The 12,268-nt window shown below is 58.7% G+C and carries 13 protein-coding genes; 5 read left to right on the top strand and 8 right to left on the bottom strand.

Translation table 11 applies throughout. From position 1 onward, the window contains the following. The first annotated feature begins 169 nt into the window (after positions 1-169). On the top strand, positions 170-829 hold the full coding sequence (locus ACE3PH_RS09970) for an EcsC family protein (RefSeq protein ID WP_374318447.1): 660 nt from the start codon (positions 170-172) through the stop codon (positions 827-829). Between the two features lie 144 nt (positions 830-973). Next, complete coding sequence (locus ACE3PH_RS09975) at positions 974-1,903, top strand: DUF4238 domain-containing protein (RefSeq protein WP_374318449.1); 930 nt, start codon at positions 974-976, stop codon at positions 1,901-1,903. A gap of 715 nt (positions 1,904-2,618) precedes the next feature. Here the strand turns inward: ACE3PH_RS09975 and ACE3PH_RS09980 are convergent. Beyond that, a complete protein-coding gene (locus tag ACE3PH_RS09980; RefSeq protein WP_374318451.1) occupies positions 2,619-3,950 on the bottom strand; it encodes an NRAMP family divalent metal transporter in 1,332 nt (443 codons plus the stop codon). 282 nt (positions 3,951-4,232) lie between these two features. Next, on the bottom strand, positions 4,233-5,519 hold the full coding sequence (locus tag ACE3PH_RS09985; protein ID WP_374318453.1) for an HD-GYP domain-containing protein: 1,287 nt from the start codon (positions 5,517-5,519) through the stop codon (positions 4,233-4,235). A gap of 262 nt (positions 5,520-5,781) precedes the next feature. On the opposite strand from ACE3PH_RS09985, the gene phaR reads away from it, so the two are divergent. Continuing rightward, positions 5,782-6,366, top strand: coding sequence for a polyhydroxyalkanoate synthesis repressor PhaR (phaR, locus tag ACE3PH_RS09990; RefSeq protein ID WP_374318455.1), 585 nt, complete (start codon positions 5,782-5,784; stop codon positions 6,364-6,366). Here the strand turns inward: phaR and ACE3PH_RS09995 are convergent. Further along, entirely contained in the window at positions 6,343-7,041 is a 699-nt protein-coding gene (locus ACE3PH_RS09995; RefSeq protein WP_374318457.1) for an arylesterase, read from the bottom strand. The genes phaR and ACE3PH_RS09995 overlap by 24 nt on opposite strands. Between ACE3PH_RS09995 and ACE3PH_RS10000 the strand changes: the two genes are divergently transcribed. Both ACE3PH_RS10000 and rlmB read left to right on the top strand, forming a co-directional pair. Further along, positions 7,040-7,780 (top strand): ABC transporter ATP-binding protein, encoded by a 741-nt coding sequence (locus tag ACE3PH_RS10000; protein ID WP_374318459.1) that lies wholly within the window; start codon positions 7,040-7,042, stop codon positions 7,778-7,780. The genes ACE3PH_RS09995 and ACE3PH_RS10000 overlap by 2 nt on opposite strands. After that, on the top strand, positions 7,777-8,511 hold the full coding sequence (gene rlmB, locus ACE3PH_RS10005) for a 23S rRNA (guanosine(2251)-2'-O)-methyltransferase RlmB (RefSeq protein WP_374318460.1): 735 nt from the start codon (positions 7,777-7,779) through the stop codon (positions 8,509-8,511). Before ACE3PH_RS10000 ends, rlmB begins: the two co-directional genes overlap by 4 nt. On the opposite strand, the gene ACE3PH_RS10010 is transcribed toward rlmB, so the two are convergent. The 5 genes from ACE3PH_RS10010 to bfr form a co-directional block, all read right to left on the bottom strand. Then, on the bottom strand, positions 8,512-9,684 hold the full coding sequence (locus tag ACE3PH_RS10010) for an MFS transporter (RefSeq protein ID WP_374318462.1): 1,173 nt from the start codon (positions 9,682-9,684) through the stop codon (positions 8,512-8,514). A gap of 50 nt (positions 9,685-9,734) precedes the next feature. After that, on the bottom strand, positions 9,735-10,742 hold the full coding sequence (locus tag ACE3PH_RS10015) for a D-2-hydroxyacid dehydrogenase family protein (protein ID WP_374318464.1): 1,008 nt from the start codon (positions 10,740-10,742) through the stop codon (positions 9,735-9,737). Between the two features lie 67 nt (positions 10,743-10,809). Further along, on the bottom strand, positions 10,810-11,274 hold the full coding sequence (locus ACE3PH_RS10020) for a hypothetical protein (protein ID WP_374318465.1): 465 nt from the start codon (positions 11,272-11,274) through the stop codon (positions 10,810-10,812). A 126-nt stretch (positions 11,275-11,400) separates the two neighbouring features. Continuing rightward, complete coding sequence (locus tag ACE3PH_RS10025) at positions 11,401-11,625, bottom strand: bacterioferritin-associated ferredoxin (protein ID WP_374318466.1); 225 nt, start codon at positions 11,623-11,625, stop codon at positions 11,401-11,403. A 113-nt stretch (positions 11,626-11,738) separates the two neighbouring features. Then, entirely contained in the window at positions 11,739-12,215 is a 477-nt protein-coding gene (bfr, locus tag ACE3PH_RS10030; RefSeq protein WP_374318468.1) for a bacterioferritin, read from the bottom strand. Positions 12,216-12,268 lie beyond the last annotated feature (53 nt).

A 12,268-nucleotide genomic window follows, 5' to 3' on the forward strand; every position in this document is an offset into this window, starting at 1 on the left:
CCATGGACTTCCCCTTCCGGATGAAAAACAGATGAGTTATTCGCACTTCCCATCTTGGTCATTTCAGACCGGTTGCCAAGCTCACCCTTGGCTAGTTCGGGACGGGGAAGTCCCTTTCATTCGTTAGACATCGCATTTCCAAGCGCAAAATTACTTACCTGGAGGGCCCATGAACGCCGTGGTTGAACAAGAGAAGCCAACTCTACTTAAAGCGATCGAACTGGTATTGGCCGATCCTAAAAATATCAAGCAAGAAACAATCAGTCTACTAGAAAAAATCAAAGTTGCACACCCAAGCAAGAGCAACAAAGAAGTTAGGAAGATCGCTTCGGAGAAAGTCATCTCCAACTACAGTTACTATGCAGCGTTCTCGGGAGGCGCTACAGCGCTTACAGGCGTTATCCCTGGGCTGGGAACCGCAATTGCAACATTTGGTGGCGCCACGGCTGATGCCGCACTTTCAATGAAATTTCAGATTGAAATGACGATGGCGTTAGCCACTGTCTACGGGCACGACATATTGCTTGAGGAAGAAAAAAGGCTCTGCCTTATTGTCGCCGGACTTGGTGCCATTAGTGAGGCAGCAAAAGAAGGGGGCAAAAGTGTAGGCTCGAAGGCATTCGTGAAGTTGGTTCAAGAAAATCTTAAGGGAGCAACACTTCAGGCAGTCAAAGAAATTTTCAAACGGGTTGGCATCACATTTTCCAGAAAAGCGCTGGAGAAAGCTATCCCTTTTGGGATTGGGGTGGTAATAGGGTTTAGCGCGAACAAGGGTCTGACCTGGTATGTCGGCACAAAAGCACGGGATTTCTTTTCTATTGAAGAGTAATTTACCTGCGCCAGCGATGTCTAACTGGTCGTTCAGCGCGGACGCCACTACAGGCCATGCCTTCGGCATTCTCATGGCCTGTACGGTACCCTCCGCACTTCGCGCTCCGGCGCCGGTTAATTAGGGCGTTGGGCCTTTATCGATATGCGCACATTCCAGAAAACCGCCCAGCCAAAGCATCGTCATCACTACGTTTGGAGGCAATACCTTCGCGCTTGGGCTAAATCGGAAAAAATATGGTGCCTGACCAACCGTGCCACTGCAAACCCGAATTTAATGAACATTGCTCAAGAGCGAGACTTCTACAAATTTCGCCACCTTGATCAAGCGGATATAGATTTTGTGCGGAAACTCGTTGTTGAGCAGGCAATTCCCGGCCTACGCCCACTTCACGAACGCACACTTAATCAGTATCTCAATGCGCAGCATGCTCTTGTCAAATCCGAGTCCGCCCGCAGCCAAATCGAGAGCATCGACCATGCCGCAAAAGTACTAGAGTGCAACTACCTCGAAGATTGGCATGCCGAAATTGAGGCCAGAGCTATTACACATTTAGCTTGCTTGCAAGAGGGCGATGCCACCTTCTACCAAAACAGCGACGCATGCATCGATTTTGCAACCTTCATGGCCGCACAGCACCTAAGGACGCAGAAGCATCGCGATGCAGTAGTTCATCCAAAATCACCTATTGACCCAAACAGAATTCGCAGAACGTGGCCGCTGGTATCACAGATGCTCGTAACCAACATCGCGTGGTCTATGTACGTAAACCGTAAAGAGCAGCCACTGCGCGTCATTCATAATGCTACTGGCATAAGCTTTCTGACTGCTGATCAGCCCGTACTCAACACACTGGCAAATCCTGAAACTCCTGATACGCCACCGACTCAATCTGCGCTCTACTACCCTATCTCTCCTGCAAAGGCTATTCTCATTGGAAACGATCCCGAAATCGGGAACAGTCTTCACATTCAAGCCTCTACTCAACTTGTGGGATCGTTAAACAGAAGGGTCATTGCAAACGCTCACCGCCATGTGTTTGCAGTGACTGAAGAAGAGTTGCTTACATCATGAAGATGAGCACAGGTAAACATATGGCTTGCTTCCAATCCATCACTAGCCTAGATTCAAGCATCAAGAGTAACACCGCAGGGGTTTGTGTGTTCTCGACACCCCATCCTTCGCACCCCAGCCTAAAGCGTCGTTCAACGCGGACGCGAAGCTTGTCTGACTTTTGTGGACATTTAGACCTAACGGAGAATGTCCCCTATGGCCTAAAAATAGGTCTCAAACTCGTCGGCCGATATTCAGGTTGACTTCAAGCTCAAGGCTGTCTCCATGAGCGACCCGTCCGTTTCTTGATCGAAAACGTCGCTGCTTTCCTTTGCATTCACCCCTTCATGCTCTCGCGTTGGCTCAAGCAGGGCTGGACTGCTGTTGCCGGTGCTTGCGTCAAACGTTTGGCTAATAAAAATCCAGCGTCCCCGCTCCGGTGGTAAGGTGGCAGCAAACCAAAGAGAAAGCATGCAATGGCAAAGCCAAATTACCAGTTCGAAAAGCGTCAACGCGAGCAGCAGAAAAAGCAGAAAAAGGCTGAGAAAGCTCAGCGCAAGGCCCAGCCCGCACAGACGGACCAGTCAAGCGTCCCATCTCCAATTCAGTCAACCTCGTCTACTGACTGAATCATGGGCAAGAGCGCGCTTTCAATGCGCGCTCTTTTCCGCTTTTGCGCCGTAAAAAAAGGGCCACAGCCACAAGATGGTCAAGAAGCCAAAGAAGGACAACAGGCTTACGAAGTAAACGCCATCAACACCACCGCGATGGCCATCACGCCGGTGGCCGCCCAGCCGAGCACGCGGTGCAGGCGCGAGATGGTCAAGTGCCCCATGATGTCGCGAGACTGGCCAATCCACATCATCACGACCATGATGGGCACAGAAATCACGCCATTGACGATGGCGCTCCACACCAGGGCCTTGATGGGGTCCACCTCAAACATGCTCAGCACGGTGCCGATACCGGTGGCCGCCACGATGATGCCGTAGAAGCCGCGTGCTTCATGAAAGCCGTTCGACAAGCCGGCCTGCCAGTCAAACACCTCGCTCACGGCATAGGCTGCTGACCCGGCCAGCACGGGCACGGCGAGCATGCCGGTGCCGATCACCCCCAGGGCAAACAGCATGAAGGCAAATTCGCCCGCCACAGGGCGGAGCGCTTCGGCAGCCTGGGCCGAGGTCTGGATGTCGCTGATGCCATGCATGTTCAGCGTCACGGCGGTGGCCAGCACTATGCACAGGGCAATGAGGTTGGAAAACAGCATGCCCACGAAGGTGTCCTGCCGGATGCGAGACAAATGCTCCTCTGCATAGGCCGGTTCATGGTGCAGGGCGGCGGTGTCCGGGCGGCGCCGGGCGTCTTCCACTTCCTGAGCGGCCTGCCAGAAGAAGAGGTAGGGGCTGATGGTGGTGCCCAGCATGGCCACCACCATGCTGGCATAGGTGCTGATCGACATGCCGGCGGGCATGAAATGCCATGGCTGGATCGATTCCCGCATGGCTTGTTGCCAGGGCACATGCACCACCAGGATCACGGCCACATAGGAAAACAGCGCCAGCGTGAGCCATTTCAGGATGCGGACCGAGCGTTCGTACGAGAAAAACACCTGCCCCAGCATGCTCAGCAGCCCAAAGCCGACGATGTAGGGCCATACATGGCCCCCGGTCAGCAGGCGAGCCGCCTCGGCCATGGCGCCCACGTCGGCCGCAATGTTGATGGTGTTGGCCACCACCAGCAGGCACACCAGCATCAGCGACAGCCAGCGCGGGCACACGCGTGCAATGTTGGCAGCCAGCCCGCGGCCTGTGACCCAGCCAATGCGGGCTGACAGCATCTGGATGCCGATCATCAGCGGCGTGGTCAGCAGCAGCGTCCAGACCAGGCTGAATCGAAACTGAGACCCAGCCTGCGAGTAGGTGGCGATGCCGCTGGGATCATCGTCGGCTGCGCCCGTGATCAGACCCGGTCCCAGGCGGTTGGCGAAGGCTTTGGTTTGCGGCAGATTGCGGCGTGCAGAGGCCACTGCACGAGCCAGAATGGGGTTCGTGGCGAAACGTTCTTGCATGGGGTGCTCCCGACGGCGCCCGTGTCCTGGGCAAAAGCGCCGTGTGCCCACATGTGGGTGTGGGCTGATGTGTTGTCATACCGGGATCGCGCGTTGGCGCAACAAACCACTGTGTGGTTTCCCGGACGGTGAGGGCGAGACCTTCACCGTCCGGTTCTGTCAAACACGTCTTGGTGACGTGCTCACAGACTGGACGGCAAAGGCCAGCGACTAGGGGCTGGGTTCATGGCTTTGGCCGTCAAGTTGAGAAGCGGCGGATTATGTCGGAAGCCTTGTGCGGAATCAAGCCGCCATCGCCATGGACGTCTCTGTCGTGAAGTAGTACGACAGCCGCTTGCGTGGCGCCAGGTAGTCGTAGGCGGCTTGCGGCAATTGGGTCGGCTTGATGGTCTTGCTGACCACCACATCGGGCTCTTGCTCCAGGTCCACGAGGATGGCATCTTCTTTTGGCACAGCCGGGTCGTAGACCAGCAGGGTGGGCTTGAGGGGCCGGCTGCTGTTCACCGATACCACCATGCCCAGTGCGCCGTTGGACAGCACGACGATGGTGCCTGGCGGGTAGACGCCCATGCATCGCACAAACGTGGTCATGGCCATGGGGTCGAAATGCATGCGTTGTTGCGCATACAAGATCGACAGTGCCTCGTGAGGGGTCATCGCCTTGGCCGGGTTGGGCGGGTTGCACAACTCGTCGTAGGCGTTCACCAGCGCCACAATGCGGGCCAGCAAGGACAGCTGCGGCGCCAGCAGCTTTTGCGGGTAGCCGGTGCCATCGGTGCGTTCATGGTGCTGGGCAATCACCAGCAGCGATTCGGGCGGCAACTCCAGTTTCTTGCCGATGTCGACGCCGTACATGCAGTGCTGCTGAAACAGGGCCAGTTCCGCCCGGTTCATGGGCTCCAGCTTGCGGACGATGCGATCCGGGATTTCCTGCTCGCCCACGTCATGGAACAAAGCACCCAGGCCGAGCAGCTTGATGGCCGCCGCGGGCGCTTTCATTTCCTTGGCCAGCATCATGGACAGCAGGGTGACGTTCAGCGAATGGTGGTAGACGTCTTCGCCGCCAATCTTGTCTGCCATCAACTGGATCGCGATGTCGGCGTCAACGAGCATCGAGTCCGCCATGGAGTTGATCAACTCCGTTGCCTGCTCCTTCACCTGAAACGGCTGAGCAAAGACGTTCTGGTTGATCAGCCGGATGGTGCGGGTGGTGGAGAGAAACTCTCTTTCACAGGCAGACACCTTGGCGCGCTGGGCCGCCAACCGCTCCAGCCGCTCGCGCTTGGCCTGGTAAGCGGGGTCGTCCTCGTGAGACACGGCAGGCACTTCTGGTGGTGGCGGCTCTTGAGCAGGCGGCGGCAGTGGCTCCACATCGCTTTTGGATGGCGAAAAGCGGATGCGCTCCAGCCCGAGCGCCCGGATGGTCGAGATCTGCTCTTCGTTCTTGATCTTGAAGCTTGAAAAAGTGAAGGGGTGCTCGACCCAGGTCAGGTCCAGGTGGATGTAGAGGCCCACACGCAACTGACTCGGCGTGATGAAATGATCACTGCCTTCTGCTTTACCACTCACTGCTTCATTCTCCAGGCTCACAGGGCATCCGTTCGACTTGTTTTGATGGCGTATCCGAGGGGCATGACCATTCCCGCCCCACAGACATAAGGGAATACCGCTGTGCTTATTTTCGGCATCCGCAATGGATGCTTGAGGTTTGCAACTGTACGAAAGGTGTCAGTGGATTGCTTGTATGTCGTGGCGACTTGTGTGGATAGCCTTTGCCTAATGGCAAGGCCTGTGCCTAAAATGAACCACTAGCCATTGAACAGAGCCTCACATGAGTACTTCCCGCCGCTCTCCTCGTGCAGCCGCGTCTGCCCAGACTGAAAACGCTGTGCCAGAGCAGGAGACCGAGCAGGCCGATGCGCCGGTTCCTACGGGCGTGCGGGCGATCAAGAAGTACCCGAATCGTCGTCTCTACGATACACAGACCAGCAGCTACATCACCTTGGCTGATGTCAAGGCCATGGTGCTGGCGTGCGAAAACTTTGTGGTTGTTGATGCCAAGACGGGTGAGGATCTGACACGCAGCATCCTGCTTCAGATCATCCTGGAGGAGGAAACTGGCGGTGTGCCGATGTTCTCGACGCAGGCACTGGCACAGATCATCCGGTTTTACGGCAACACCATGCAGGGCTTGATGGGCAGCTACCTGGAAAAGAACATCCAGTCGTTCATCGATCTGCAGTCGCGCCTGACCGAAAACTCCGTGGTGAACCTGCAGGCGCCGCTCATGCAGAACTTCATGGGGGGCTACGTGGAGCAGTCCCGCCAGATGTTTTCTCAGATGCAGGAACAAATGAGCAAGCAGGCCGAAACCCTGATGGGTGGGCTGGCCTCAACGCTGACGCCCAAGAAGTAAGGGTTTCAAACCCTGCCAGATGTTGTCCAGCATCTGTGGGTGTGCTTTGGCCAGTGGGTGAATGCCGTCTGCCTGAAACCAGTTGAGGGCGTCGGGCCGGTCTGCCACGCCCTTGAGCAGGAAAGGCACCAGCGCGCATGAGCGCGCCTTGGCCACGGCAGGAAAGATGGCTGCGAAGTCATCGCTGTAGCGCTTGCCAAAATTGGGCGGCACCTGGATGCCGATCAGCAGCACCTTCGCGCCAGCGGTCTGTCCGAGTTGAATGATCTGGTTCAGGTTGTCTTTCGTGCTGCTCAACTGCAGGCCGCGCAAGGCATCGTTGGCGCCCAGTTCAACCAGCAGATGGGTAGGGCGGTGCTGCTTCAGCAGGGCAGGCAGGCGTGTCAGCCCGCCTGAAGTGGTTTCACCACTGACGCTGGCATTGACGACGGTGGCTGCGATGCCTTCATCATGAAGCCGCTTGTCCAGCAAGGCGACCCAGCCCGTACCTCTGGCCAGCCCGAATTCGGCAGACAGACTGTCACCGAGCACCAGGATGCGAGCCGGTTGGGTGACGCCGGTGGGTTTGGCTGCGTACGCCAGCACAGGCAAGGCGGTGCTCAACCCTGCAGCCAGCGCGATCAGGCGGCGTCGCGTAAAGTCGGGCTCGTGCTTTTCTGATTTCATCTTGTTCATGACAGCAATACCAGTGAAGGTGGCCAGTACGGAGCCTGTGTTGACCGCGTCGGGCTTGGCCAAGACCGTCGAAGACTCCTCGGGGCCGCTGACGATTCTGCACAAAATTGATCTCACGCTGTTGCAAGGGGAGACGGCAGCCATTGTCGGCGCCTCTGGTTCAGGCAAAAGCACATTGCTGTCCTTGCTGGCGGGGCTTGATGTTCCCAGCGCGGGCGAGGTGGTGTTGTGCGGGCAGTCGCTGTTCGATCTGGATGAGGATGCCCGCGCCATTCACCGAAGTCTGCATGTGGGTTTCGTCTTTCAGAGCTTTCAGCTGCTCAGCCATTTGACCGCGCTGGAAAACGTGATGCTGCCGCTGGAGTTGCGTGGTGTGCGCGATGCACGCGCGCAGGCCGAGGCGATGCTGGCGCGTGTCGGGCTGGGTGGCCGCCTGCACCACCGGCCGACGACCTTGTCTGGTGGCGAGCAGCAACGCGTGGCCTTGGCTCGGGCTTTTGTGGTTCGGCCACAGATCCTCATGGCGGACGAGCCAACCGGCAGCCTGGACCACGCCACAGGCCAGACGATCATGTCCTTGATGTTCGATCTGAACCGGGAGCAGGGCACGACCCTGGTTCTGGTGACCCACGACATGCAACTGGCGCAACTGTGTCAGCGCATTTTCCGCATCGATGAGGGCCGGCTGAGCGAAGAAGCGCGCCGAGACCAGCTGGGCTCAGGTACGATCCCGGCATGAGTCTCAAACCACTATTCGGCTTCCATGCCGTGTCGGTGCGCATGAAAGTGGCGCCCCAAACCATTCGTGAAGTGCATGTGGACGCTTCGCGCCGCGATCAACGCATGCGCCAGTTTGTCGAGCGTGCAACCGAGGCCGGGCTGCGCCTGATCGAATCTGACGATGACGCGCTGCAAAAGCTCTGCGGCAACCACCGCCACCAAGGTGTGGTGGCCAAGGTCGAAAGCCTGCCTCAGGTGAAGTCGCTGGACGACTTGCTGGACAGCCTTGAGGAGCCGCCGCTGCTGCTGGTGCTCGATGGGGTCACAGATCCCCATAACCTGGGTGCTTGCCTGCGGGTGGCCGACGGCGCTGGCGCACATGCCGTGATCGCACCGAAGGATCACGCCGTGGGGATCAATGCCACGGTGGCCAAGGTGGCCAGTGGTGCGGCTGAAACGGTGCCTTATTTCATGGTGACCAATCTGGCCCGCACGCTCAAGGAGCTCAAGGAACGCGATATCTGGGTGGTCGGCACTTCAGACGACGCACCCCAGACCCTTTACGGCGCTGATCTGCGTCGACCCACCGCGCTGGTGCTCGGCGCGGAAGGCTCTGGCATGCGACAGCTCACCCGCAAGAATTGCGATGAGCTGGTCAGCATCCCGATGATGGGTGGCGTCGAGAGTCTGAACGTGTCTGTCGCCAGCGGAGTCTGCCTGTATGAGGCGCTGCGCCAGCGCGGTGCCTGATCACTCTGGAACAGCCAGCCGGGCATGCCGGCGCTGTTCCATGGTGTCCTGGACGCGCCAGATCTGAAAGCTGATGGCGCAGCCCAGGGCGAGCCACAGCAGGGCCAGCCAGTGAAGTTGGGTGTAGCCCGAGCGTGCAATCAGCCAGCCGCCGCCCGTTGCGCCCATCGCCTGGCCCATGTAAATGGCTGATGTATTGAGCGAGAGCAGGGCAGGGGCCAGTCGCGGCGAAATGCCCCCCATGCGGGCCTGTTGACCTGAGTTGGTCGCAAAGCCGCCAAGCGCCCAGGGAATCAAAACCACAGCCAGGCCGATCACTGAGGTGGCCAGCGGCCACACCAGCAGACTGATGGCCATCATCGCCAGCGTGATGGTGACCGCCCTGGGCGCCCCCACCTTGTCGATGATCTGGTTGAGCACCAGGTTGCCGCTGAGCGCCAGGGCGCCGAACCAGGCAAACAGCAAGCTGATCTGTTCGGTGCTGGCACCAAAGCCGTCCTTGTAATAGGGGGCGGCGTAGGCCAGGATGGTGAACTGCCCACAGCTTTGCAGCGCGGTGATGGCCACCAGGCCGATCAGCATCGGGCTGGAGAACACCTTTTTCCATGATCGCGATGAGATGGCAGGGGGCTTGATGCCGGCTGGCATGCTGTGGTGCACAGCCCAGGCCGACAGAAACCCGCCAGCAGCCACCAGCGCCATGGCGGTTCGCCAGCCGAAATGCTCACCGATCCAGGCCGCCATCGGCATGCCGGCCACCGATGCGATGGACCAGCCCATGAACACAAACGTGATCGCCCGCCCTCGGTGCGCCGGTGTACTCATGAAGCCCATGGCTGCAGCAGCTTGTGGTGTGAACACGGCGGCAGAGAGCACCGTCAGCGCACGAAAGGGCAGCAACCACTCGTAGTTGGGGGCCACCGCACACAGGATGTGACCCACGCCGTACCAGGTCATGGTGATCGTGAGCAGGCGCCGGCGGTCCATGCGGCCCACCATGCCCGCCATCACCGGGGCACCAATGCCCATCACCAGCGAAGCAATGGCGATCAGGTGCCCACCTTGTTGTACGGACACCCGCAGGTCATGAAGCAGGTCATTGAGTGTGCCGGCTACGACCATGACGCCGCAGCCAATCACGAAATTGCCAAAGAGCAGGGCCCAACGGGCCATGCTCATGTCATGGGCAGACCGGGCTCGCTCTACTTCCATCGTCTACGGGCTCAGCGCTGGGCGCTCAGGGCTTCGGGGTTGACGATGTTGGTCGGGTGGCCGTTGAGGTAGTTCAGCAAGTTGTCAAAAGCCGCGCTGAAATACTGCTCGTAGCTGTCTTGCTCGACAAAGCCGATATGGGGCGTGCAGACGGCGTTTTCGAGCCTCAGCAATGGGTGGCCTTGCAGGATCGGTTCGCTCTCAAACACATCGACTGCGGCCATGCCGGGGCGCCCGCGGTTCAGTGCGGTGACCAGGGCATTTTCTTCGATCAGTTCGGCCCGTGAGGTGTTGACGAGCAAGGCGGTTGGCTTCATCCGGCTCAGGTCATCCAGAGTGATGCCGCCACGAGAGTCATCCGTCAGGCGCAGGTGCAGCGACAGCACGTCGCTGGTCTCGAAGAAGGCTTCCCGACTGGGGGAGGTGCGCAGCCCGTCTGTTTCTGCTTTGGCGCGAGAAGCCTCGCTACCCCAGATCTGCACGTCCATGCCAAAGGCCTTGCCGTAACCCGCAACGAGTTGCCCGATACGGCCATAGCCCCAGATACCCAGCGTCTTGCCTTTGAGGACCATGCCGAGCCCAAAGTTGGTGGGCATGGACGACGACTTCAGGCCAGACTGTTGCCAGGCCCCGTGCTTGAGGTTGCCAATGTACTGGGGCAACCTGCGCATGGCGGCCATCACCAGTGCCCAGGTCAGTTCGGCGGGTGCTTCCGGCGAGCCTACGCCTTGTGCCACCGCAATGCCCAGCTTGGTGCAGGCTTCGACATCGATGTGGTTGCCAACCGGCCCGGTCTGGCAGATCAGTTTCAGCTTGGGGAGCTTTTCAAGCAGGGCGCGCGGGAACTGCGTGCGCTGGCGAATCAATACCAGGGCTTCGGCGTCTCGCAGCCGAATAGACAACTGCCCAATGCCCTTGACGGTGTTGGTGTAGACCTTGGCATTGAGGCCATCCAGCTTGGATGCGCACTTCAGTTTGCGGACGGCGTCTTGGTAGTCGTCCAGGATGATGATGTTCATGAGGGCGGTTCGCAGTAAGCCCTCTATTTTGCAACGTGTACCGGGTGAGCGGGTGTGTCTGTTTGCTTCACCATTGCGTCGTGTGTGACGACCGTTGCTCGGTGCTCCTGGCTGTAATGCGTACGGGAAAGTGGGCGTTCAGGATGTCCAGGCGGGCAGAGGCAATGGCCTGACCTCGGTGCATGGCAACCACATTGAACAAGTCTGCGCGCAAGTGCCACAACTCTCGCAGCGAGTTGGCGCGCTGGACCGCATCGCGTGCGACGGTTGCGGAGGGGGAGTGCAGATCCCACAGTGCTCTGCAGAATTCATCCTTGATGGCATCGAGCCCGACGGCTCTTGCGGATGGCGATGCCTCAGCGCTCACATCCAGATCCCAAAGCCAGTTCCACAGGCGCTGCATCGTTTTGCGCCACATGGGGGTGGTGCGGGTCGACAGGGTCGGGGGGCAGACTTCCAGCCAATGCATGTCCTCGTCATCAGCAGCATGGCGTGCATCCGAGGCGGGGTGGATCTGGAAAAAAGAAGCCATGTCTGTCCCTTTCGCCGTTGGTCGAGCAACGGCATGGGAAGACTATCGTCCGATTAACGCAGGACTTGATGGGAAAACGGGGGCATTCCTGCCAAGTATTCCGGGGTTTGCGGGTTTCCGTCTGGCTCAGGCAAAGGCGGGCATCATGGCCGGTGCAGCCACGGTGATCTCGTTGGACGGCGCCACGGCATGGCGTGCGCGGTGGAACTCTGCTTTGGCGCAGTCGTGGCAGCGTCCACAGCAGGTGCTGACACCGGTTTCAAACTGAAGATCGTCAAACGAGGAGCAGCCAGCCTGGGCGTGACGCTGGATGTCGCGGTCAGAGACTCTTTGGCAGACACAGACAATCATGATGGCAACCCGTTGAACGTATTGTTGCCATTCTAAATGAGAACGATTCGCGGTCAATGGGGAAAATAAAAGCCCCTGATGCCTGTCAGGGGCTTGCGGCTATGGGGCCGGAATCAGCTCGGTTCACCCATCTGCGACTGGAGGTAGTTCTGGATGCCAACCTTGTCGACCAGATCGATCTGCGTCTCCAGGAAGTCGATGTGCTCTTCGGTGTCGTCGAGAATCATCTGGAACAGATCGCGCGAAACGTAGTCACGCACCGATTCGCAATAGGCGATGCCTTCCTTGACCGTGGCTTGAGCTGCGGTTTCGAGCTGGAGGTCGCAGCGGAGGATCTCCGGCACATCTTCACCGATCAGCAGCTTGCCGAGGTCCTGCAGGTTGGGCAGGCCGTCCAACATGAAAATGCGCTCCATGAGCTTGTCGGCGTGCTTCATCTCGCCAATCGATTCTTCGTATTCCTTGCGGGCAAGCTTGTCGAGCCCCCAGTGCTTCAGCATGCGATAGTGCAGAAAATACTGGTTCGTGGCGGTCAGTTCGTTCTTGAGCTGGGCGTTCAAGAGGGTGATGACTTTGGGGTCGCCTTTCATGGGAGCTCCTTGTTCTTCGGTTAGGGGAGATGCCAGCTTAGGTGAACTAGGCC

This window comes from Aquabacterium sp., from assembly GCF_041909175.1.
Taxonomy (GTDB): Bacteria; Pseudomonadota; Gammaproteobacteria; order Burkholderiales; family Burkholderiaceae_C; genus Aquabacterium.